This window comes from Glycomyces harbinensis (assembly GCF_900101745.1).
In the GTDB taxonomy this organism is placed as follows: Bacteria; Actinomycetota; Actinomycetes; order Mycobacteriales; family Micromonosporaceae; genus Glycomyces; species Glycomyces harbinensis.
This window is the reverse complement of the sequence record NZ_FNAD01000005.1, coordinates 185,583-207,669: the sequence shown is the minus strand read 5'-3', so window position 1 is coordinate 207,669 and position 22,087 is coordinate 185,583. Positions and strand designations below refer to the sequence as shown.

Genomic DNA, 22,087 nt, shown 5'->3' with positions numbered 1-22,087 from the left:
CCGACCCACCTGGCCCGGATCCGGGTTCACGGTTCGAGACGATGACCGTGCTGGCGCGAGAACGGCGTCCACCTGCGATGCCGCCGGTCGCCCTCGGGCGCCGCCTGACGGGACGGGACGGACGCACCGGAACCGTTACCGATCTCGGCCGCGACTTTGTCGATCATCTCCAACAACAGTTGTGAGATCTCACCAGGATACTCCAGCTGCGGCGAATGAGCCGCCTCGGCTACGAGCACGAAACGCGAACCCCCCAGCGCCGCCGCGAGCCGCCGCGAATGCTCCGGCGGCGTCAGCAGATCCGCATCCCCCACCGCGACCAGCGCCGGCAGACCCGCGAACCGCGGCAGCGTCGCCGTCTCATCGTGGTCGAGAATAGCGCGCGCATAACCCACGATGCTCTGAATCGACGTCCGCCGGTTCATGCGCTCCACCAGGCTCACCAGCGACGCCGGCGGATCCGCGTGCCCGAACGCGGCCCGCCGCGTCAACAACCACGCCAAGTCGCCCGCGAGCAGCCGCGACCGGTCGATCAGATCCGGCGTCCACCCCGCGACCTGCTGCAGCATCGGCAACACCGTCCGCCGCAACCGCCGCAGCGCCCGCATCGGCTTCGTCTCCACCATGTCCAGCCCCGCCGCGGAACTCGACAGGAACGCCACGCCCTTCACCCGCTCGTGGAAATCCTCCGGATGCAACCGCGCGAACGACTGCATCGTCATCCCGCCCATCGAATGACCCACCAGCACCAGCGGCCCCCGCGGCGCCACCGCCGCCACCACGTCGAACAGCACCTCCGCGAGATCCTCGATGCTGTACTCCGTCCGCGGCAGCGGCCCCGACCGCCCGTGCCCCGGCTGGTCGTAGAACACCGCCCGCAGCGACAACCCCTCACGATCCGCCGCCACGACCGCCTTGCGCTGAAAATAGAACGTCCCCATGTCCTGCATGTACCCGTGCAGGAACACCACCGTCAGATCGGCGTCCTCCGGCCCCGCCGTCTCCACATGCACGGCCACACCGTCCCGCGTCTCCACCGTCCGCACCGAATTCAACGGCGGCAACTCGAACGGCTCATGCGCGTACGGATCCGTCGACGACAACCGCGTCCGCCGCGCCAGATACCGCGGCACACCGAACGCCAGCGCGGCACCCACGGCCACACCACCGGTCACCCCGCCCGCGATCGCCAGACCGCGACGCCGACGGGACTGCTTCTCACTCATGCGCTCTCACAGTGACTAGAGGGACTCCGCCGCACCCGGCCCTATCCGCCCGCCGGCGAATCCCCGACGCCGCGATTCCACAACCGGGGGATGCGCGAACCCAACCCGGTCAGAATGTCGTTCGGGATCGTGCCCGCCCACACCGACCAGTCGTCGGCGTCCGGATGCTGCTCCCCCGCACCGATGAGCACCACCGGCTCACCCGCCTTCACCGGATCGTCACCGCAGTCGACCACGAACTGGTCCATGCAGATCCGCCCCAGCACCCGCCGCCGCTTCCCCGCCACGTACACCTCGGCCTTGTTCGAGGCCGCACGCGGCACCCCGTCCGCATACCCCAAAGGCACCAGCGCCACATTCGCATCCCGCTCCAGGACATGCGTGTGCCCGTACGAGATCCCCGTACCGGCCGGCAGCCGCTTCACACTCATGACCTGGCTGCGCACCTCGATCACCGGCCGCAGATCGACCGCGAACTCCGGCACCGGGTTGTACCCGTACAACGCGATGCCCGGCCGCACCATGTCATAACGCGTCTGGGGATCGGCGATCAAAGCCGCCGAATTCGCCAGATGCCGCACCTCCGGCTCCAGACCCGCCGCGGCCACCACCTCCAGGAACCGCCCGAACGACGCCTTCTGCTCCGCGTTCGCCGGATGCCCGATCTCATCCGCGCACGCCAGATGACTCCACGCCCCGACCACCACGACCGCACCCGCGGCCTGGTGCTTCGCGGCCGCCTCGGCCGCCTGCGCCCACTCGTGCTCGCCGACCCCGCCACGCGACATGCCCGTGTCGCCCTTGAGATGGATGCGCGCCGGACGACCCGCCCGCACCGCGGCCTCCGCGACCGCGTCCAACTGCGCCAGCGACGAGACGCCCAGGTCGATCCCGGCCCCGACCGCCTCCGCCAGGCCCGGCTGACCGGGCGCGAAGAAGAACGCCATCACCCTCGCCTCGGCCAGGTCGGGGAGCCGCTTGAGCTGCCAGGCCTCGCGCAGCGTCACCACGCCCAGGCCCGCCGCGCCGGCCTCGACGATGACGCGCGCCGCCGGGACCATGCCGTGCCCGTACGCGTCGGCCTTGACCATCGCCATCATCGGCACGCCCGCGACCTGCGCCAGCGCCTCGACGTTGTGCGCCAGACGGCGCCAGTCCGCGCTGGCCTTGGCCAGGCCGGACATGCCGCCGTTGACCGGTTCCGACAGAATGCGGTAGTTGTCCATCGCCACAGGACAAGGGTACGTGGCTCTCGCCGGGGCGGCCGGTGGTGCCGGTGCGTCGCGCGGTGGGCGCCCGGACCGCCGGTTCCGTTTCCTGCGGGTCCGGCGGTCCGGGCGGGGGCGCGGCCGGACGGGGGCGCCGTCCGGCCTCATCGCCGCTAGGCGACCTCGGCGCGGACCGCCCGTGCGGCTTCGACGAGGCCCGCGAGCGAGGGGCGGACCTCCTCGTAGCGGCGGGTCTTCAGGCCGCAGTCGGGGTTGGCCCAGACGCGGCCGGGTCCGAGCGCGGCGACGGCCAGGCGCAGGGCCGCGGCCATCTCGTCGGCGGCGGGGACGCGCGGGGAGTGGATGTCCCACACGCCCGGGCCGACGGCGCTGCGGTACCGGGCGCGGTCGAGGTCGGTGAGGACCTCCATCTTCGAACGGGACGCCTCGATCGAGGTGACGTCGGCGTCGAGGGCACTGATCGCGTCGATGACCTCGCCGAACTCCGAGTAGCACAGGTGCGTGTGGATCGCGGTCTCCGGGCGGACGCCGGAGGTGGCGAGGCGGAACGAGCGGGTCGCCCAGTCGCGGTAGGCCGCTCGGGCGGCCGCGCGCACGGGCAGCAGCTCGCGCAGGGCGGGCTCGTCGACCTGGATGATCGCCGTTCCGGCCGCTTCGAGGTCGCGGACCTCGTCGCGCAGGGCGAGGGCGACCTGGTCGGCGGTGTCGGCGAGCGGCTGGTCGTCGCGCACGAACGACCAGGCCAGGATCGTGACGGGTCCGGTCAGCATCCCCTTGACGGGCTTCTCGGTGAGCGACTGGGCGTACGCCGTCCACTCCACGGTCATGGGGGCGGTCCGGGCGACGTCGCCGTAGAGGACCGGGGGGCGGACGCAGCGCGAACCGTAGGACTGGACCCAGCCGGCGGCGGTGGTCGCGAAGCCGGTGAGCTGCTCGGCGAAGTACTGGACCATGTCGTTGCGCTCGGGTTCGCCGTGCACGAGCACGTCGAGGCCGAGGTGCTCCTGTTCGGCGATGACGGCGGCGACCTCGGCCCGCATCCGGGCGCGGTAGTCGGCGTCGATCATCAGGCCCTGGCGGTGGGCCGCGCGGGCCTTGCGCAGCTCGGCGGTCTGCGGGAACGAGCCGATCGTGGTCGTCGGGATCGCCGGGAGCGGGACGCGCGCGGCCTGGGCGGCGGCGCGGTCGGCGTAGGGGACGCGCCGGTCGGCGCCGGGGTCGAGGGCGGCGAGGCGTTCGCGGACGGCCGCGTCACGCCAGGCCTCCGGGCTCTCCGGGCGGGCGTCGCGCGGCCCGTCCGGGTCGGCGAGGGCGACGATCTCCTCGAGCTTCTGCCGGGCGAAGGCCAGGCGCTCGGCCAGGCCTTCGGGAAGGTCGTGCTCGACGGCGAGGTCCACCGGGACGTGCAGGAGCGAGGACGAGGAGCTGACCGCGACGCGGTCGCTGATGCGCTGCAGCCGTTCGATGTCCGCGGCCGCCCGGGCGAGGTCGGTGCGCCAGATGTTGCGGCCGTCGACGACCCCCGCGAGCAAATATGTTTCACGTGAAACATGCGGCGACTGCAACTCCTCGAGCGTCTCGATGTCACTGCGGCCCCGGACCAGGTCGAGCGCGAAGCCCTCGACGCCTGCCGACCGCAGCACCTCGAGGGCGACGCCGAGGGGGCCGTAGCCGCCGCCGACCACGATCTCGACGTCCTCGTTGAACCGCAGGTAGGCCTCGGCGGTCGCCGCGAGCTCCTCCCGGGTGCGGTCGGCGCACAGCGCGGGTTCATCGAGCTGCACGAGTCCGGCACCGGCGCGGCCGAGCGCGTTGATGATCTCGACGTAGACCACCGCGAGATCGACGATCCGGTCGAGCGGACGGAAGTCGGCGGGGGCGTTTGCCGCGGGCTTGGCCAGCAGGAGGAAGGAGACCGGGCCGAGGAGCACGGGCCGGGCGTCGAGGCCGCGTTCGCGGGCCTCGAGGAACTCGGCGACCGCCTTGTCGGGATTGGCCTTGAACTCGGTGTCGGGCCCGATCTCGGGGACGAGGTAGTGATAGTTCGTGTCGAACCACTTGGTCATCTCCAGCGGCGCGGCCGCGTCGTCACCGCGGGCGGCGGCGAAATACGAAGCCAGCGCGGTCTCGCGACGGTGACGAGGCGCGACCGCGTCCACGGCGAACGCCGCGTCGAGCACATGGTCGTAGAGCGAGAAAGTGCCGGTCGGAACGGTGTCGAGCACCGAGAGGTCGTCGAGCATCCCCGCCCGGACGGCGGCCGCGGCGGCCTCCAGCCCGTCGGCGTCGAGCCGCCCGGACCAGTGGGCCTCCAAGGCCCGCTTCAACTCCCGGTTCGGCCCGATGCGCGGATACCCCAGCGCGGTGGACGTGAGGCGCCCTGCGGGCACGGCAGTGGTCGTGTTCATGTGTCAGTTTCCCTCGAACGTGCGACAACGGGGCCGCGCGCGGTCGCGCGCGGGACGCGGGCAGGTATTCGGACTCGAGGGCGCGCCGTCGCCGGCACCTACTTCCCGCCGCTTCCCAGACCCGCGGGCCCAGTGCTCATGGCGGGGTTCGTTCCCTCTCACCGCTGCGGGGCAGTCCTGGATTCACACCAGATTCCCTCTTGGCCGCGGCAGGCGCACTGCCGCGGAACCAGCGTCACCCGCGATGGTACGGCCGCCGCGGCGCGGTGCGGCGAGAGCGGCCAGAGTGTGAGAACCCGAAGCGGGCGCCGAAAGCCCCCGAGTAGGGTCCGATCGGACCGGCGGCGCCTCGAGCGCCGGCGGACCCATCCGACGCACCGAGGAGGAATCCATGAGCAGGAAGACCGCAGTCGTCACGGGAGCGAGCAGCGGCATCGGGGCGGCCACCGCGAAAGCCCTGGCCGAAGCCGGGTTCGACGTCGTGCTGGGGGCCCGCAGAGCCGACCGGCTCGCCGAGGTCGCCGCCGAATGCGGCGGGACCGCGCTGCCGCTGGACGTGACCGACGAGGATTCGGTGGCCGCCTTCGCCGCCGTGGTGAGCCGCTGCGACCTGCTCGTCAACAACGCGGGCGGGGCGTTCGGGCTCGACTCGATCGCGGGTGCGGACCTCGAACTGTGGCAGCGGATGTACGACGTGAACGTGCTGGGGACGGTGCGGGTCACCAAGGCGCTCCTGCCGAAGCTGGTGGCCTCGGGGGACGGGCAGGTCGTGGTGATCGGCTCGATCGCGGCGCACCAGCCGTACCCGGGCGGGGGCGGCTACAACGCGGCGAAGCACGCGGAGGCGGCGCTGACAAGGGTGCTGCGCATGGAGCTGCTGGGGGAGCCGGTGCGGGTGTGCGAGGTCGACCCGGGCATGGTCGAGACCGAGTTCAGCGTGGTGCGGTTCGAGGGGGACCAGAAGCGGGCCGATTCGGTGTACGCGGGGATGACCCCGCTGACGGCGGAGGATGTGGCCGACTCGATCGCGTGGGTGGCGACCAGGCCGGCCCATGTGAACATCGACCAGATCACCATCACGCCGAGGGACCAGGCCGGAGCGCAACTGGTCCACCGCCGCCAATAAACCCTGCCCGACCAGCAGGGGCACCGAGTTATCCACAGGCGACGAACTTCCACTTGCGGCTTTGTGGAGGCATGTGCCACGGTTGATCCATGCGCCAGACGAGCTTCGACCACCGAGCGGACACCGCCTCCGACGAGGCCGTGTCCTGCGCGAAGCGCGGCTCGGCGGCAGTTATCCACAGGCTGGAAAATAGTGCTCGCCAGTTCCCCGCAGGCCATGTCACGGTTGTAACAAAAAACCCATCCGGCACTGCGGGATGGCGACCATACAAGGGGAATCGCGAAAGTCGCCATACCGAGACCGCGCGCGGGAGCCACCCGCGCGCGGTCCCCGCAACACCGGCCCGACCAAAGCGAACGCGGGCGACCGGACCATCCAGTCCGGTCGCCCGCGCTCAACGCTCCCGGGGATCCGCGCCATTCCTGGCGGACCCCGGGGAAACATTCAGTCCGTGAGCGTGAACGCCGGCGAGGTCCACTGCTCCCAGTGATCCGGATTCGCCGGGTCGCCCAAGGCCTTGAGCACCCGCACTTCCAAGGTCCACTGGCCCGGCTCGAACGCGTCGGGCCGCTGGGCCGACAAGTCCTCCAAGTGGATCGCCATCGCATCGCCCGGCCCGGGCGAGCGCGGCAGGTACGCCTCCGGCTCCCACTCGATGATCGCTCCGCTGTCGACGTTGGTCGCGCTGACCTCCATCTCGGCGACCTGGTGTCCCAGGAACACGAGCGCGGCCACGTCGGGGCCCTCGGCGATGCTGAACTTTTCGCCGTCTTCCAGGTCCCGGTACTCGAACTCGCGCGTCTCCGCGTCCTGCCCGACGACCGCGGCCAGGCTCGGGTAGTCCGGGTGCTCCAGCACTGGAATCGCGAGGTAGTCGCCCTGGTAGCCCGAGTAGGCGGCCGTCAGCGACTCGCCGTCGCCCTCGGGCCTCGCCGTGATGCGCCCGCCGAAGACGCTGCCGAGCGGCAGTTCCTCGCTCGGCTCGACCGTGACCTCCACGGTCGCCGACTGGCCCGGATACAGCGTGAGCTCCTGCGGCGCGAACGTCACCTTCGGTTCGGCCGCATGGAAGCCCGGGTCCATGTCGTCGCCGGTGGTCGCGATCGTCGACTGGTGCGTCAATGCGTATGAGCGCGCGGCGCGCTCACGCGAGGTCAGCGTCAGCTCGAACGTGCGCGCCTCGGTGCCGTCGCCGACGTTGACCCCCGTCGGGTACAGGCAGGCTTCGGCGTCGAGGGCGTCGATCACGTCGATGACTCCGGTCCCCTGCCGGTGCGCCGCTTCGAGTTCGCCCAGGTCCGGGTTGTCGCCCCACGCGACCGGCTTGGCCGAGTTCGCGAGGCGGGTTCGCACCTCGCGCGGCTCCAGCCGCGGTTCGGCGTCCAGCAGCAGGGCCGCCGCGCCGGCCACGTGCGGGGACGACATCGACGTGCCCGACAGCGACTCGTACGAGCCGTCGGCGACCGGCACCGTCGACCAGATCCCGCCGCCCGGCGCGGCCAGGTCCGGTTTGAACTGGAGGTCCGGGGCCGGGCCGTACGCGGTGAACGCGGAGGCGAGCCCGGCCCGGGGCAGGTCGACCAGCACCGTCTCGTCCGTGAACTCCAGGACGGGACCCTCGCCGATCTCGGTCAGGTCCCGCAGGTCCGCACCGTCGGTGTCGGTCACGGAGACCATCGGGACGCCGAGGTCCTCGACCCCCGCGCCGCCGAACGGCCCGGACCGATCGTTGTAGACCACGACGCTCGTCGCGCCCTCGGCGACGGCCCGCGCGTACTTCTCCTTGAACGTGCAGGTGCCGCGGATGATCAACGCCGCCTTGCCGTTCACGTCGCCTTCCGAGGCGTCGTCGGCGCAGGCGCGGCCGAGCCACACCAGCTCGTCGGTCGCCGTCCCGGGTTCCGGTGCGGGCGTCGCGTCGAGCACCCGGTAGCCGATGGCGCGGTCGAGTCCGGGCACGAACGCCGCCTCCATGCGCTCGGACGGGTTGTCGGTGGAGGCCACCGCGATGACGTCCTCGCCGACGCCGGGCGCCGAGCCGGAGTAGACCCCGGCCTCGCCGTCGTTGCCCATCGAGGCGACCACGACCACGCCCTCCTCGGTGAGCCGGTCGGCCGCCTCGGCCGTCGGGTAGCCGGGCCACTGGAACGACTGGCCCAGTGAGAGGTTCACGACGTCCATGCCGTCGTCGAGGGCCGCTTCGAGGGCCTGCATGATCACTTCGGAGCTGGTGGAGCCCTCGCAGCCGAAGACCTTGTACGCGCCGAACCGCGCGTCGGGGGCGACGCCGGTGACCTGGCCGTTCGCGCCGACGATGCCGGCGACGTGGGTGCCGTGGCCGCCGCAGTCGGCGGGGTCGTCGTCGGGGACGGGTTCGGCGTTCTCGGGGTCGTCCGAGTCGAACTCGTCGCCCACGAAGTCGGCGCCGGTCACCACGCGGCAGCCGCGGCCGAAGCAGCCGCCGAGGTCGGGGTGGGTGTAGTCGATGCCGGTGTCGATGACGCCGACCTTGACGCCCTCGCCGGTGATGCCCCGCTCGTGTGCGTCGGCGGCGCGCGTGGTCTCGATCGCCTGGGCCAGTTCGGGAATGGCGCCGGATTCGGCGGGCGCGTCGGGGGTGGTGCCGACGCGGGCGGGCCCGGTGAAGACCACGTCCGACCAGACCTCTTCGACCAGGTCGAGGCCTTCGAGGCGGCGGGCGGTGGCCGGGTCGGCTTCGACCGAGACGCCGTTCCACACCCGCTCGAAGTCGTGCCGGAGCGTGTAGTCGAGGTCGTGGGCGGCCGCTTCGAGTGCGTCCGCGCTCGCGCCGGGGACGAGTTCCACCAGCCACACCGGTGCAGGCCCGTCCTCCGTTTTCGCTTCGGCCGCAGGGGCGGACGAGACGAGGAGCGGCAGTGCTAGCGATGCCGCGAGCAGCGGCCGCCAGTGGGCGGCGAGGTGCGGCAAAGCGGTGGAAGCGGATCGGCGGCGCGGGCGGGTGCGGAATCCCGGCATCAGGGGTCCCTTCGACTCGTGTCGGCCGGGGTGCGCGGAGGCGCCCGGGCACCCCGGCCGACAGATCTGGCAGGACCTCGATCGTGGGCCATGCGGCGGCCCGAACCGCGGATTTGCCGCACGCCCGCGCGTGTCGGCATTGGAGGGACGAGCCCGGCATCAGCCTTCAAATCGGACTTCGCAGGGCCCCCGACACAAGGGTGGCCGATGGGTCCGACATTCCGCGTGCCTGAGGTGACTGCGCATATCTGAGGTGGCTCGTTCGGGAGGCCTGGCGCACGGCGCACCTGAGGCGCGGAGGGTTCGCTTGCCCGAGGCTCCTTCGGTGTCGGCCGGTCGTGCGGCCTTCGAGGCGCGCTGGTCCGCGCGAGGCGGGTGTTCCTGGAACGGGCTGGGGCCGTCGTGCCGTTCTCCGCCGAAGCCGGTGGCGCTGCACCGTTCGCCGATGCGGTGCGGTTTCGGGCCCCGCTGTCCCCCGCGGTGGTTCAGCCGGTGACGAGGCGCGCTATCGCGAGGCCGATCAGGCCCGCCGCGAGCCCTCCCGCGAGGTTCAGTCCCACGTTGGCGGCCGCCGCGCGCCAGCGCCCCTCTTCGGCCAGGACGAGCGTCTCGTACGACAGGGTCGAGTAGGTGGTGAGCGCCCCGCAGAAGCCCGTGGCCAGCAGTGCGGTCCAGGCCGGGTCGGCGATGGCGACCGCGAGGAACACCGCGATGCCGGAGCCGGTGGTGTTGACCGCCAGGGTTCCCCAGGGGAGTCGGCGTCCCGCGTAGTGGGCGATCAGGACGTCGGTGAGGAATCGGGCCGGAGCGCCCACGGCGGCTCCGGCGGCGACCAGCAGCAGCGTCACGGCTCCTCCCTCCGCGGTCGGGCGACGGCTCGGCGGGTCGCCCACATGCCGAGGGCCGCTGCGGTGAGTGCGGCGGCCAGGGTCGCGAAGGCGTAGGCGACGGCGAGCAGTTGCGCTTCGGCGTCGATGGCGCGGCCGATGCCGACGATGTAGGTGGAGAAGGTGGTGAAGCCGCCGAGTACGCCGACGCCCAGGAATGGCCGCACGAGCCGTGCTCCGGGTCTGACCTCGGTGAGGATCACCATGAGGATGCCGATGAGGAGGCCGCCGGCGGTGTTGGCGAGGAAGGTGGCGAGGTCGAACGAGCCGGGCGGGGCGGGGAGGGCGACCGTGAGCGCGTGCCGGGCGAGGGCTCCGATGGCGCCGCCGGCGGCGACCGCGGTGAGGGCGGCGGTCGGGACGGCGCGCAGGGTGCTGCGCAGCGGTGGCCGGTCGGGTCGGGGCATCACATGAATCTAGTCCCGGGTCGGTGGGGGTGCTCGCGTCTGTATGCGATCGCTCACCGGCTCTTGCGTCCGATATGCGAGATCGTCTATCGTTGGTGGGCGATGAACTTCTCCGTTACGTACCGGTATCTGACACGCAGGCGTCATATCGACTTCTGCCGCGTGTCGACCGTGCTCTGTCGTTAGTACGTACGGCCTCACCGGCGGGCTCGCCGATGCCTCCCGTTTTCCGTGCCGGACCTGAGTCCGTTCCGGCATTTCCTTAGTAAGCACGCCTGTAGCGGCGGGGCGCCACCGCGCCCTGTGCCCCTGTGTCGTGCTGCCCGCCCTGAATCTGCTCAGAGGATCACCCATGTCCACATCTGCCAGCGCCGCGTCCGAGACCGGCGACACCACTGCGAGCACCTTGAAGCGCCGGCGCTTCAAGGTCCCGTTCGCCGCACAGTTGCTCATCGGCCTCGTGCTGGGCCTCGTCCTGGGGTATGTCGCCCGGGAGTGGTCGGTCGCGTGGCTCGGTACGACTCTGGAAACGATCGGCACGTTGTTCGTGCAGTTGCTGTTCCTGATCGTTCCGTTCCTGGTCTTCACTGCGATCGTCGCTTCGATCGCGAATCTGCGGAATCTCGCGAACGCGGGCCGGCTGGTCGCCAAGACCTTGGGCTGGTTCGCGCTCACGTCGCTCATCGCCGTGGCGATCGGGCTCGGCATCGGGTTGGCGACGAATCCGGGTGAGGGCGTGGAGCTCACCAGTGCGGCGGCCGCGCCGGAGACGTCGGGGTCGTGGACGGACTTCTTGACCGGGATCATTCCGACGAACGTGGTCGACGCGTTCGTGAACGTCAACGTCCTGCAGATCGTGTTCATCGCGATCGTGGTGGGCGCGGCGGCCGCGAGGATCGGCGTCAAGGCGGAGCCGTTCTTGAAGTTCAACGCGTCGGCGCTGTCGCTGGTCCAGAAGGCGCTGTGGTGGGTCATCCGTCTGGCGCCGTTGGGTACTGCGGCGCTGATCGGCAAGTCGGTGTACTCGTACGGGTGGGATCTGCTGGAGCCGCTGGCGGTCTTCAGCATCGACATTTATGCGGGTGCTCTGGCGGTGATGCTCATCGTCTATCCGGTGCTGCTGCGTGTGGTCGCCCGGGTGTCGCCGGTGCAGTTCTTCCGGAAGGCGTGGCCGGCGATCCAGTTCGCGTTCGTGTCGCGTTCGTCGGTGGGGACGCTGCCGTTGGCGCAGAAGATCGTGACGGAGCGGCTCGGGGTGCCGCGCGATTACGCGTCGTTCGCGTCGCCGTTCGGTGCGACGACGAAGATGGACGGTTGCGCCGCGATCTATCCGGCCATTGCCGCGATCTTCGTGGCGCAGGTGTACGGGGTCGATCTGGGTGTGCAGGATTACCTGCTGATCGCGTTCGTGTCGGTCATCGGTTCGGCCGCGACGGCGGGTCTGACGGGTGCGACGGTGATGCTGACGCTGACGCTGTCGACGCTGGGTCTGCCGCTGGAGGGTGTGGGTCTGCTGCTGGCGATCGACCCGATCATGGACATGATCCGTACGGCGACGAACGTGGCCGGGCAAATGGTGGTGCCGGTGATCGTGGCGAAGTCGGAGAAGATCCTCGACCGCGAGGTGTACGACGCGGCGCCGCGGCCGCTTGATGCGGCGTCGGCGTTCGATGGTGCCGAGGACGGTGCCGAGGATGCTGCGGACGGCCGTGGTTCGGCTGGTCCGGCCCGTCAGGGTGGGCCTGCGCTGCAACCCGCTTAGCTTTACTGCTCTCCTGAGATGACGAGGGGCCGGCCCGGACACGGGTCGGCCCCTCGTTTTCATGGCAGGGTTGGCGGCCTTGGGGGCGGTTTCTCGCGCCCCTTGTATTGAGGGTGGCAGAGGGGTCCGACAATCCGGCCCGGTCCGCGTCGGTCGCCGGGGGTGAGGCGGCGCACGGTGCGGTTCAGCGTGCGGATTCGATGTAGCGTTCCAGGCCGTCGACGACGAGTCCGAGGCCGAACTCGAAGTGGTCGTCCAGGGGCGGTTCGGGCTGGGAGCCGGGCGCGGCCATCCGCGCGAGGTGGGGGAAGCGCGAGTTCACCGCCGGGTCGGCGAGGAACCGGAAGAGTTCCTCGGAGGACTCGGAGCCGCCGATCTCGGGTCGCACCGCGCCGAGCGCGAAGTAGTCGACGGTCAGGATCGCGATCATCGCGAGTCTCGGGGGCATGTCGACCGCGTCCAGTCGGGCGAGCGTCGCGTCGAGCCAGGCCGCCTCGTTCGGTCCCATGGAGCGGTGCGAGGTAGCCACTTTGAGCGCCCACGGGTGGGCCGTGAGCATGTCCTTCACCGCGCGCCCCCATGCGAGCAGGAGGTCGCGGAGGGTGTCGGCCTCGGGTTCGGGCAGGGGTTCGGCCATGAGGGAGTCGTACATGAGGATGACCAGTTCGTCCTTGCCCGGCACGTGCCGGTACAGGGACATGACGCCGCTGCCGAGCCGTTCGGCGAGGTGTTTCATTGAGACCTTTTGCAGGCCTTCGGCATCGGCGATTGCGACGGCTTCGGCCACGATGCCTTCGCGGCTGAGCCCGGGGGGCCGTCCCCGCCCGGGCCGCGACCGGTCCCCCCAGAACAGCTCGTACTCGCCTTGTCCCACAGTGTTCCTCCTCCACTTCGCCCGAGAGTCGCAGATTACGACCCGGCCGGGAGCCGCTCGCAGGCATCACTGATGCGTATGATGTACGCTAAATAGCGTATCTCATACGCATTGATCGGCACTCCATGCCGCGATCGGAGACACCCATGGCCCAGCCGACCACCCTCACCCGCCCCGCACCCGAATCCGGGCCCGCCCGAGCGAAACCCAAGTGGTACCGCCGGCCCTGGATCATCCCGCTGTTCACCATCGTCGGGCTCTTCGTGGCCGCGAGGCTGCCCTCCTACCTGACCTTCGACACCGACGACTCGCTCGTCCAGCTCCAGGCCGCCTTCCCCGAGACCCACTACCTGCTGCTCTCGGGACACATCCTGTTCGGCTCCATCGCGATCATCACCTGCTCGATGCAGGTGTGGCCGTGGCTGCGCCGGCACCACCCGAAGGTCCACCGGATCTCCGGGCGCCTCTACGTGTTCGCCGGAGTGCTCCCCTCAGGACTGTTCGCCCTGGTCGTCGGCATCCTCTCGGTCGTCGGAGCGGCCGGCAAGATCGGGCAGGTCTTCCTCGCGGTGCTGTGGCTCGCCACCACCGCCGCCGGGTTCGCCGCCGCCAGGCGCCGCCGCTTCGGGGACCACCGCCGCTGGATGATCCGCAGCTTCGCGCTATGCACCTCGATCGTGGTCAACCGCCTGTGGATGGTCGTGCTGATCCTGATCCTCACGCCGTTCCAAGACGGCTACTACGGCGGCGACACGAACGCCCTCATGGAGGACGTGGCCGTCGCCTCGATCTGGATCAGCGGGATCGTCAACCTGATGATCGCCCAGTGGTGGCTCGACCGCAAACCCAAGCGCCGCAACCGGACGGCGACTGTGCCCGCGTGAGGACCGGGCGGGGGCCTGCCACCAAAGTCGCACCCGCCCCCGCCCGCGTCCCACCTTCGGACCGGCCCGGACTGCACCGCCGGTCGCCCCCGCCGGGCCCGAAAGTCCATGCCGCAGCAGGATTCATCGGGCCCGCGCGGCGGCGATCCTGAAGACATGCACACCTCCGCCGCGGCCCAGGCCGCCGCCCGCGAAGCCGCGCCGCCCGCGCCGAAGGGGCGCCTGCCGCTCCTGGACGTCCTGCGCGGCGTCGCCATCCTCGGCACGCTCGGCACCAACGTCTGGATCTTCGCCGACAAGTACGGCGAGGCCGGCCCCCTGATCGGCTCGGCCGGCACCGACGACACCGCGATCGGCGCGCTCTTCGCACTGCTCGCCAACGGCAAGTTCCTGTCCATGCTGACCGTCCTCTTCGGCGTCGGCCTCGCCATCCAGTACCGCTCGGCCGAAAAGCGCGGGCGCCGCTGGCCCGGCCGCTACCACTGGCGGGCCCTGTTCCTCTTTGTCGAAGGCACGATCCACTTCACGCTCGTGTTCGCCTGGGACGTCCTCATGGGCTACGCCGTCACGGCGGTCGCCGTCGCCTGGCTGCTCACCCGCTCCCAGCGCGCGCAGCACGCGGTCATGTGGACCGCACTCGGCGTGCACCTGACGATCATGGGCCTGGTCACCGCCGCCATGTTCACGGGCCCGGGCATCGCCCCCCAGCACGACCCCGAGATCCAGGCGCTCTACGCCTCCGGATCCTGGTGGGAGCAGGTCCAGTTCCGCCTGGACAACGCCTTGATGTTCCGCATCGAGCCGATCGTGACGTTCCCGCTGCTGGTGTTCCTGTTCATGCTGGGCGTCAGGCTCTTCCGCGCCGGGGCCTTCGGCTCCGATGCGACCGGCGGCCGGATCCGCAACAGGCTCCTGTCGTGGGGCCTGGGCATCGGCCTGCCGGCCAACCTCGCGCTCATGCTCGGCCCCGACGAGCTGTTCTTCCTGGAGCGGTACGCCGCGGCCCCGGTCGTCATGCTCGGGTACGTCGGCCTCGTCGGCCTCCTCATCGAACGCGTCCGCCGCGGACCCGTCACCGCCGCCCTGGAGTCCTTGGGCCGCACCGCACTCAGCGGGTACATCCTCCAGAACCTGCTGGCCTCGGCGATCTGCTACGGGTGGGGCCTGGGCCTGGCCGCGCGCTTCGGCGACGACCCGTGGTTCGTCGCCGCCCTGTGGCTCGCCATCAGCGCCGTCCTCCTCGTCGGATCCCGGTTGTGGCTGCGCCGCTTCGCGACCGGCCCGGCCGAGATGCTCCAGAAGACCCTCCTGCGTTAAACCGCAAAAAGGTGCGGGCCGCAGCCGCGGCCCGCACCCTCCCCCCCCCATTCAGGCCGCGGCTGGCTCGCGCACGCGGGTCGAGCGCCGCCGCACGAGCACCGCCAACGGCCACAAGGCGATCAAAGCGATGATCCCGTACACGGTCCACGAGACCGGCCCACCGATCAGGCCCGACAAGTCCCCGCCCGACAGCTGCAGGGACATCCGCGCCTGGCGCTCCGCCATCGGGCCGAGGATGACCCCGACGATCAACGGCAGCATCGGCACCCCGAAGCGCCGCATCGCAAGACCCACCAGGCCCAGGACCAGCAGCACGAACAGGTCGAACGGCTGCGCGTTCACCGCGTACGCCCCCATCGACGCGAAGAACAGGATCCCCGCGAACAGGTACGGCTTGGGAATGCGCAGCAGCTTCACCCAGATCGGGATCATCGGCATGTTGAGCACCAGCAGCATCGCGTTCCCGATGAACAGGCTCGCGATGAGCGTCCACACCAGCGTCGACTCGTTCTCGAACAGCAGCGGCCCCGGCTGGATGCCGTACGTCTGGAACGCCGCCAGCATGATCGCCGCCGTCGCGTTGCACGGCAGGCCCAGTGCGAGCATCGGCACCAGCGTCCCGGCCGCCGAGGCGTTGTTCGCCGCCTCCGGCCCCGCGACGCCCTCGATGGCCCCGTGACCGAACTCGTCCTTGTGCTTCGACAACCGCCGTTCGGTCACATAGGACAGGAACGTCGGCACTTCCGCGCCCCCGGCGGGCATCGCGCCGAACGGGAACCCGAGCGCGGTCCCCCGCAGCCACGGCCCCCACGACCGCCTCCAGTCCGACCGGCCCATCCACACCCGCCCGACCGGCAGCACCTCGTCCTTCGTCGCGCGCCCCCGCGCCGCGATCCACAGCGCCTCGCCGATGGCGAACACGCCCACCGCGACGATCACCACGTCGATCCCGTCGGCCAGCTGCGGCAGCCCGTACGTCAACCGCTGCTGACCCGTCACCGCGTCGATCCCGATGGTGCCCAAGGCGAGCCCGAACAGGAGCGACGCGAACCCGCGAATGCGCGAGGACCCCAGGACCGAAGCGGTCGCCACCAGCGCGAGCACCATGATCGCGAAGTAGTCGGGCGCGCCGAGCCCGATCGCGAAGTCCACCGTGATCGGCGTGACGAACACGAGCGCGACCGTCGCGATCGTCCCGGCCACGAACGACCCGATCGCCGCCGTCGCCAGCGCCTGGCCCCCGCGGCCCTTGCGGGTCATCTTGAAGCCCTCCATCACCGTCACGACCGACGACGACTGCCCCGGCGTGTTCAGCAGGATCGCGGTGGTCGAGCCGCCGTACATGCCGCCGTAGAAGATCCCGGCGAACATGATGAACGCCTGGGTCGGCTCCAGCCCGTAGGTGATCGGCAGGAGCAGCGCGATCGCCATGGCCGTGCCCATGCCCGGGAGCATCGAGACGGCCGTGCCGATGGTGACGCCGATGAGCGCGATGAGCAGGTTCTGCGGGGTCAGGACCGCGCCGAACCCGTCGATGAGCGCATGCATGTTGTCCATCAGAGGATCCCCTGCAAGATCCCGGCGGGCAGGCCCACGCCCAGTCCGATCGCGAAGCCGTAGAACGTGGCCAGTCCCAGCACCACCGCGGCGCCGAGCGTCAGGAAGTAGCGGCGCGAGCCGAGCACGATCGCCGCGCCCCAGAACAGGAGCGAACCGGAGATGACCCAGCCGAGCCATTCGATGACGAGCGCGTTCGCGACGAACAGCGCGCACAGGAGGCCGACGGTGCGCCAGTCGAAGGCCCCGTCGGTCTCGGCGGCCTCGCCGCGCCCGCCCCGGGCGACGTCGAGCGCGTAGAACGCGGCGACGCCGATGAGCAGCGCGCCCAGGATGATCGGAACAGGTTTGGGCCCGATCGGGTCGTTGGAGGCGGTGAACCCGGCGATGCGGGCGGCGTCGACGATGACGAGGACGCCCAGCAGCGCGAGGCCGCCGCACACCCAATACTGGGCGCGGTCCGGCCCCGCAGGCGCGGTCGCCTCGGCGTCGGCTCCGGTGTCGGGGCCGCCGTCGGCGGCGCTGTCGTCGGCGGCATTGTCGGCGGCCGGGACGGCCGTGTCGTCGGCACCGGTCATGCCAGGCCCAGTTCCTGGAGGATCGCGGCCACTTCGGTGTCCTGCTCCTCGAGGTACTCGCCGAAGGCGCTGCCGGTGACGAACGCGTCGATCCAGCCCTGCTTGGCGAGCTCCTCGGCCCACGCGTCGGACTCGGCCACCGCGGTGATCGCGTCGATCCACTTGTCGCGGTCGGCGTCCTCGATGCCGGGCGGGGCCACCCAGCCGCGCCAGTTGGTGAACACCAGGTCGATGCCCGATTCGGTGAACGTCGGCGTGTCGGGTACGGCGTCGACGCGCTCGGCGGTGGAGACGGCCAGGACCCGCAGCGACCCCGCCTCGATCTGGTCGATGAACTCCCCGACGCCGCTCGCGCCCGCGGCGATCTTCTCGCCCAGGAGCGCCGGAAGCAGTTCGCCGCCCCCGTCGTAGGACACGTAGTTGACGTCGACCGGGGTGATGCCCACGGTGTAGGCCAGGCGCATCGGCAGCAGGTGGTCGGGCCCGCCGGGGGAGGAGCCGCCGCCGATCGCGACGCCCCCCGGGTCACCGTTCCAGGCCTCGACCAGGTCGCCGATCGTCTGGAACGGCGACCCCGAGGGCACGACGATCGCCCCGGCCTCCTCGACGAGCTTCGCGATCGGGGTGGTCCCGGTCAGCTTCGCCTCGGAGTTCTGCGTGTAGGAGGCGCCCACGACGCCCAGGCCCATCTGCATGACCAGGTCGCCGTTGCCCTCCTCGTTCACGGTGCGCTGCAAGCCGACCGTGCCGCCGGCTCCCGAGAGGTTGAAGACCTCGACGCCCTTGGCGATCGACTCGTCCTCCATGATCCGGGCAATGGACCGGGCGGTCGTGTCGTAGCCGCCGCCGGGGCTGTTGGGCACCATGATGCGCAGGCCGGCGAGCGGGCCGCCGTCGGCGCCGTCGTCGGCGGTGAGGCCGCAGGCGGACGCGGCCGCGGCGACGGGGACGGCCGCCGCGGCGGACAGGAGGGCCCTCCGGTGAAATTTCATCGTCGTTGCTCTTTCATTTCGGGGGCGGGGTGAGAGACGATGGTCACCCTGGCGCGGCCCCGGTGTCAGCCTTGTGTCCGAAACGATCATTGAGTTCATTGTGTTCAGGCCCGTGCCCCGCCCCACGCTCGCCGGTCAGCTGCTCGTCTTCCAGCTGACGGTGATCCTTCTCGTCCTCGCCGCCGTCGCCGGGCTCTCCCTGGCGCAGTCCGCGGCCGTGTTCACCGTCGAGCAGGGCCGGCGCGTCACCCAGCTCGCCGAGAGCCTCGCGGCCTCCGACCTGGTGCGCGAGCTGCTGCCCGCGCCCGCGCCGGAGCAGACGCTCGCCCCGCAGATCCAAAGCGACCTCGAACGCTGGCAGGTCTCCTCGGTGACGCTCGCCGACGCCGAAGGCGTCGTGGTCGCCTCCACCAATCCGCTGCTCATCGGCACCGAGCCCGCGCTCGGGTCGGGGGTGCTCGAGGGGCGGGGCTGGCGGGGCGAGACCGACCTGGGCGGGCGCACCGAACTGGTCGCGCAGGTCCCGGTGATCGGCGCCGACGGCGCCGCCCACGGCGTGCAGCTGGGCGTCGCCGTCGTCGGCCACCGGGTGCCCTCCCCGTTCGAGCGGCTCGCGGGCGCGAGCCCGAACCTGCTGCTGTACCTGGGCGTCGCGAGCGTCCTGGGCGTGGCGGGGTCGTGGATGCTGGCGCGGCGCATCAAACGCCAGACGTTCGGCATGGAGCCCAGGGAAATCGCGGGCCTGGCCGAGCACCGGGAGGCGATGCTGTACGGGATCGCCGAGGGCGTCGTCGCGCTCGACCCGCAGCAGCGGGTCACGCTCGTCAACGACGTCGGCCGCCGCCTGCTGGACCTGCCCGGCGATTCCGTCGGGCGGTCGCTGGGGGAGCTCGACCTGACCGGGCGGCTGCGCGACGTCCTGTCCGGTGCGGTGACCGGCTCCGACCAGGTGGTCCTGCAGGGCAACCGGGTCCTGGTGGTGAACCGGATGCCCGTGTCCAAGGACGGGCGGGCCCTCGGCGCGGTCGCCACCCTGCGCGACCGCACCGAGCTCGCCCAGCTCGAGCGCGACCTCGGATCGTTCCGGTCCACCGCCGAAGCGCTGCGGGCGCAGGCGCACGAGTTCGACAACAAGCTGCACACCATCTCCGGGCTCATCCAGATCGGCGAGCACGACGAGGTCGGCTCCTACATCGACGCGCTCAACCGCCACCGCCAGTCGCTCGACCTGTCCATCGGCGGCCCGATCGGCGACAAGGCGATCGCCGCGCTCCTGATGGCCAAGTCCGCGCAGGCCTCCGAACGGCAGGTGCGCCTGCGCATGGTCGAGGGCTCATTGCTCGGGCCGCTGTCGGCCGCCGACTCCGCCGACGTCGGCACCGTCCTGGGCAACCTCGTCGACAACGCCGTGGACGCCGCCGCGGGCCTCGCCGGCGCCGCGCCCCTGCCCCGGCGCAGCGCCGCGGAGGCCTGGGTCGCCGTCGAGATCCGCGAAACCGAAGGGGCCGTGCACCTCACCGTCACCGACTCCGGGCCGGGCGTGCCGCCCGAGACCGCCGGCGAGGTCTTCGCGCACGGGTACACCACGAAGGCCGCTGCGGGCGAGCACGGCATCGGCCTTGCGCTGACCAGGCTCGTGTGCGAGCATCACGGCGGCACGGTGGCCCTCGCGGACACCGCCGGCGGCGCCCGCTTCACCGCGGTCCTGCCGCTGCTCGGCGCGCCCCTTTCCCCGTCCCAGGAGCCGACATGATCGATGTGCTGGTCGTCGACGACGACTTCCGGCTGGTGAACATCCACCGCGGCTTCGTCGAGCGCACCCGGGGCTTCCAGGCCGTCGCGTGCGCCCGCACCGGCGAGGAGACCCTCGCCGCGGTCCGGGAGCACCGGCCCGACCTGGTACTGCTCGACCTGTACCTGCCTGACGTGTTCGGCCTGGACCTGCTGCGGCGCATGCGGTCCGAAGGCCACGACTGCGACGTCTTCGTCATCTCGGCGGCCCGCGAGGCCGAGGCCGTCCGCGCCGCCGTCCGGCTCGGCGTCGTGTCCTACCTGCTCAAGCCCTTCAGCTTCGACGACTTCTCCGAACGCCTGGAGCAGTACGCGAACCGCCGGGCGGGCCTGGCGGAGGCGGCCGTGCACGACCAGTCCGACGTCGACCGCGCCTTCGAGCGCCCCTCCGCGGCGGCGGTGTCGATGCTGCCCAAGGGGTTCAGCAACGAGACGGCGAAACTGGTGGAGACCGCCCTGCGCGAGGCCGAAGGCACCCTGTCGGCCGCCGAATGCGCGATGCGGATCGGCATCTCGCGCGTCAGCGCCCGCCGCTACCTCGAGCAGCTCGCCGAACGCGGCAGCGCCGCCGTGGCCCTGAAGTACGCGGGCCGGGGACGCCCCGAGCGCCGCTACCGGTGGCGGCGCCCGGACTGACTCAGGCCGCGAACGCCGCCTCGACCTCGTCGAGGTGCGCCGTCCACCACCGGACCAGGCGCTCGTCGGAGAAGAACAGATGGTCGCTGGAGTGGTCGCCCAGGTGGTAGTGGTATTTCAGGTGCCAGACGCTGGAGGTCAGGCGCCACCAGCGGCGCCTGGCGGCATCGACCAGAGCGGCCGCGTCGATCGGGGCCTCGGAGCGGTACCCGGCGACGAGGGCCGCGACGTTGCCGAGGTCGACGCGGCCGTCGGCCAGCACGAACTGGTACATCGCGGCACGCACGATCTCCTCGCCGAAAGGCTTGACGCACAAACGGTCCCAGTCGATGACGGCGGCGATCCGCCCGCCCGACCACAGCAGGTTCCAGTTCTGGCAGTCGCCGTGCATCCACCCGAACGGTCCGGTCGGCGCGGTGTCGGCCGGCCGCAGATGTTCATGTGCGGCAAGGAGTTCCAGGCGGGCGCGGAGCACTTTGGCGCAGGCGGTGTCGAACTCGGACGGCGCCGCGAGGAGACCGATCCGTCCGAGGTAGTCGCCGATGCGTTCGCGAGCCTCATCGGGCGTGGTGGGCGCGCCGCCGGGCGGTTGGGGCGCAGGCAGCCCGATCGCCGGATCGCCGAGCGCGCGGTGGATGCGGCCGATGACCGAACCCATGTGGAAGGCGGCGTCCGCGTCCATCGCCTCGCCGCGCGGATGAGCGCCCTCGATCCAGGGAGCGAGATAATAGTGGTGGCCGCCGAGGGCGATGACGGTCTCGCCGGAGCGGGCGGGCACCGCCTCGACGACGGGAACGCCGAATGTCGAAAGGTCCTGCAGCAGAGCAAGGTTGCGACGAGCGACGTCGGGGTCGAGGCCGACCAGTTCCTTCAGCGCGAAGACGCCTTGCGCGGTGTCGATGCGCCAGTTGCGGTTGAGGAGTCCGTCGGGCAGGTACCGGCAGGACCGGATCGCGCCGAGACCGTAGGCGCGGGAGAGCGCGTCGAGCCCGGCGAGCGGGAGGGGATCGGGGAAGGCCACCGCCGGAGCGTACCGGCCGGGGCCCCGGCGTGGTACCGGTATTTTGTCCTGGGCCGAGACCTGGCCAGGGTCCCCGGAAGCGCGACCTTTCCCCCGGGTGGCCCCTCCGCGACACCTTCTCGGTACTGGCCGCAGTTTCAGAACTCGACCATTCGACTCAGCGCCGAGCCCTGCTCGCTCTCGCGAAACTCGAAGGGAACCCTCGCCCCGACGGGGTCGAGAAGTTCCGAGGCGCCACTGATCGCCGGCGCATCCGTGCGGGGGACTGGCGGATCGTCTACCGAATCGAGGACGGCCGTCTCACCATCCTGGTCGTGGCGATCGGCCACCGCGGCAAGGTCTACCGCGACGAGTAGGTGTTCGACCGGTTCGGGGCCGCGCTGCTGTGAGCG

18 protein-coding genes and 1 riboswitch are annotated in these 22,087 nt (G+C 71.1%); of the genes, 7 read left to right on the top strand and 11 right to left on the bottom strand.

Annotated features, from left to right (window positions below; all coding sequences use genetic code 11):
- Window positions 1-26 precede the first annotated feature (26 nt).
- The 3 genes from BLQ63_RS10835 to metE form a co-directional block, all read right to left on the bottom strand.
- Window positions 27-1,226, bottom strand: coding sequence for an alpha/beta fold hydrolase (locus tag BLQ63_RS10835; RefSeq protein WP_091033388.1), 1,200 nt, complete (start codon window positions 1,224-1,226; stop codon window positions 27-29).
- Between the two features lie 41 nt (window positions 1,227-1,267).
- Window positions 1,268-2,452, bottom strand: coding sequence for an alanine racemase (gene alr / locus BLQ63_RS10830; protein ID WP_245680946.1), 1,185 nt, complete (start codon window positions 2,450-2,452; stop codon window positions 1,268-1,270).
- Window positions 2,453-2,607: 155 nt separating this feature from the next.
- Window positions 2,608-4,863, bottom strand: coding sequence for a 5-methyltetrahydropteroyltriglutamate--homocysteine S-methyltransferase (gene metE / locus BLQ63_RS10825; RefSeq protein ID WP_091033385.1), 2,256 nt, complete (start codon window positions 4,861-4,863; stop codon window positions 2,608-2,610).
- Window positions 4,864-4,905: 42 nt separating this feature from the next.
- Window positions 4,906-5,112: riboswitch (cobalamin riboswitch) on the bottom strand.
- A gap of 142 nt (window positions 5,113-5,254) precedes the next feature.
- Here metE and BLQ63_RS10820 point away from each other — a divergent pair.
- Window positions 5,255-5,989, top strand: coding sequence for an SDR family NAD(P)-dependent oxidoreductase (locus BLQ63_RS10820; protein ID WP_091033382.1), 735 nt, complete (start codon window positions 5,255-5,257; stop codon window positions 5,987-5,989).
- A 444-nt stretch (window positions 5,990-6,433) separates the two neighbouring features.
- On the opposite strand, the gene BLQ63_RS10815 is transcribed toward BLQ63_RS10820, so the two are convergent.
- The 3 genes from BLQ63_RS10815 to BLQ63_RS10805 all read right to left on the bottom strand — a co-directional run bounded on the left by BLQ63_RS10815 (window position 6,434) and on the right by BLQ63_RS10805 (window position 10,280).
- Window positions 6,434-8,986, bottom strand: a complete 2,553-nt coding sequence (locus BLQ63_RS10815) for a S8 family serine peptidase (RefSeq protein ID WP_091033379.1) — start codon at window positions 8,984-8,986, stop codon at window positions 6,434-6,436.
- Window positions 8,987-9,471: 485 nt separating this feature from the next.
- Window positions 9,472-9,834 (bottom strand): fluoride efflux transporter FluC, encoded by a 363-nt coding sequence (locus BLQ63_RS10810; protein WP_091033371.1) that lies wholly within the window; start codon window positions 9,832-9,834, stop codon window positions 9,472-9,474.
- Window positions 9,831-10,280, bottom strand: coding sequence for a fluoride efflux transporter FluC (locus tag BLQ63_RS10805; protein WP_091033367.1), 450 nt, complete (start codon window positions 10,278-10,280; stop codon window positions 9,831-9,833). The genes BLQ63_RS10810 and BLQ63_RS10805 overlap by 4 nt, the downstream gene beginning before the upstream one ends.
- 352 nt (window positions 10,281-10,632) lie before the next feature.
- On the opposite strand from BLQ63_RS10805, the gene BLQ63_RS10800 reads away from it, so the two are divergent.
- Complete coding sequence (locus tag BLQ63_RS10800) at window positions 10,633-12,042, top strand: dicarboxylate/amino acid:cation symporter (RefSeq protein ID WP_091033363.1); 1,410 nt, start codon at window positions 10,633-10,635, stop codon at window positions 12,040-12,042.
- Window positions 12,043-12,226: 184 nt separating this feature from the next.
- On the opposite strand, the gene BLQ63_RS10795 is transcribed toward BLQ63_RS10800, so the two are convergent.
- Window positions 12,227-12,916, bottom strand: coding sequence for a TetR/AcrR family transcriptional regulator (locus tag BLQ63_RS10795; RefSeq protein ID WP_091033359.1), 690 nt, complete (start codon window positions 12,914-12,916; stop codon window positions 12,227-12,229).
- A 146-nt stretch (window positions 12,917-13,062) separates the two neighbouring features.
- Here BLQ63_RS10795 and BLQ63_RS10790 point away from each other — a divergent pair, with 146 nt between their 5' ends.
- Both BLQ63_RS10790 and BLQ63_RS10785 read left to right on the top strand, forming a co-directional pair.
- Window positions 13,063-13,800, top strand: a complete 738-nt coding sequence (locus BLQ63_RS10790; protein ID WP_218125200.1) for a DUF2306 domain-containing protein — start codon at window positions 13,063-13,065, stop codon at window positions 13,798-13,800.
- Between the two features lie 156 nt (window positions 13,801-13,956).
- Window positions 13,957-15,117 (top strand): DUF418 domain-containing protein, encoded by a 1,161-nt coding sequence (locus tag BLQ63_RS10785; protein WP_091033355.1) that lies wholly within the window; start codon window positions 13,957-13,959, stop codon window positions 15,115-15,117.
- Window positions 15,118-15,168: 51 nt separating this feature from the next.
- Here the strand turns inward: BLQ63_RS10785 and BLQ63_RS10780 are convergent, their stop codons facing one another.
- Genes BLQ63_RS10780 through BLQ63_RS10770 form a run of 3 tightly spaced genes read right to left on the bottom strand, consistent with a single transcriptional unit; the run spans window position 15,169 to window position 18,247 of the window.
- Window positions 15,169-16,677: a tripartite tricarboxylate transporter permease gene (locus BLQ63_RS10780; protein ID WP_091033352.1), complete on the bottom strand. Its 1,509-nt coding sequence runs from the start codon at window positions 16,675-16,677 to the stop codon at window positions 15,169-15,171.
- Window positions 16,677-17,255: a tripartite tricarboxylate transporter TctB family protein gene (locus BLQ63_RS10775; protein WP_091033349.1), complete on the bottom strand. Its 579-nt coding sequence runs from the start codon at window positions 17,253-17,255 to the stop codon at window positions 16,677-16,679. The genes BLQ63_RS10780 and BLQ63_RS10775 overlap by 1 nt, the downstream gene beginning before the upstream one ends.
- Complete coding sequence (locus BLQ63_RS10770; protein WP_091033346.1) at window positions 17,252-18,247, bottom strand: Bug family tripartite tricarboxylate transporter substrate binding protein; 996 nt, start codon at window positions 18,245-18,247, stop codon at window positions 17,252-17,254. The genes BLQ63_RS10775 and BLQ63_RS10770 overlap by 4 nt, the downstream gene beginning before the upstream one ends.
- A gap of 112 nt (window positions 18,248-18,359) precedes the next feature.
- Between BLQ63_RS10770 and BLQ63_RS10765 the strand changes: the two genes are divergently transcribed.
- Together BLQ63_RS10765 and BLQ63_RS10760 are read left to right on the top strand one after the other, a co-directional pair.
- On the top strand, window positions 18,360-20,000 hold the full coding sequence (locus BLQ63_RS10765; RefSeq protein ID WP_218125199.1) for a sensor histidine kinase: 1,641 nt from the start codon (window positions 18,360-18,362) through the stop codon (window positions 19,998-20,000).
- Window positions 19,997-20,674, top strand: a complete 678-nt coding sequence (locus BLQ63_RS10760; RefSeq protein ID WP_091033341.1) for a response regulator — start codon at window positions 19,997-19,999, stop codon at window positions 20,672-20,674. Before BLQ63_RS10765 ends, BLQ63_RS10760 begins: the two co-directional genes overlap by 4 nt.
- Before the next feature lies 1 nt (window position 20,675).
- On the opposite strand, the gene BLQ63_RS10755 is transcribed toward BLQ63_RS10760, so the two are convergent.
- Entirely contained in the window at window positions 20,676-21,695 is a 1,020-nt protein-coding gene (locus BLQ63_RS10755; RefSeq protein ID WP_177154878.1) for a phosphotransferase, read from the bottom strand.
- A gap of 29 nt (window positions 21,696-21,724) precedes the next feature.
- On the opposite strand from BLQ63_RS10755, the gene BLQ63_RS29820 reads away from it, so the two are divergent.
- Entirely contained in the window at window positions 21,725-22,051 is a 327-nt protein-coding gene (locus tag BLQ63_RS29820; RefSeq protein WP_218125198.1) for a type II toxin-antitoxin system RelE family toxin, read from the top strand.
- Window positions 22,052-22,087 lie beyond the last annotated feature (36 nt).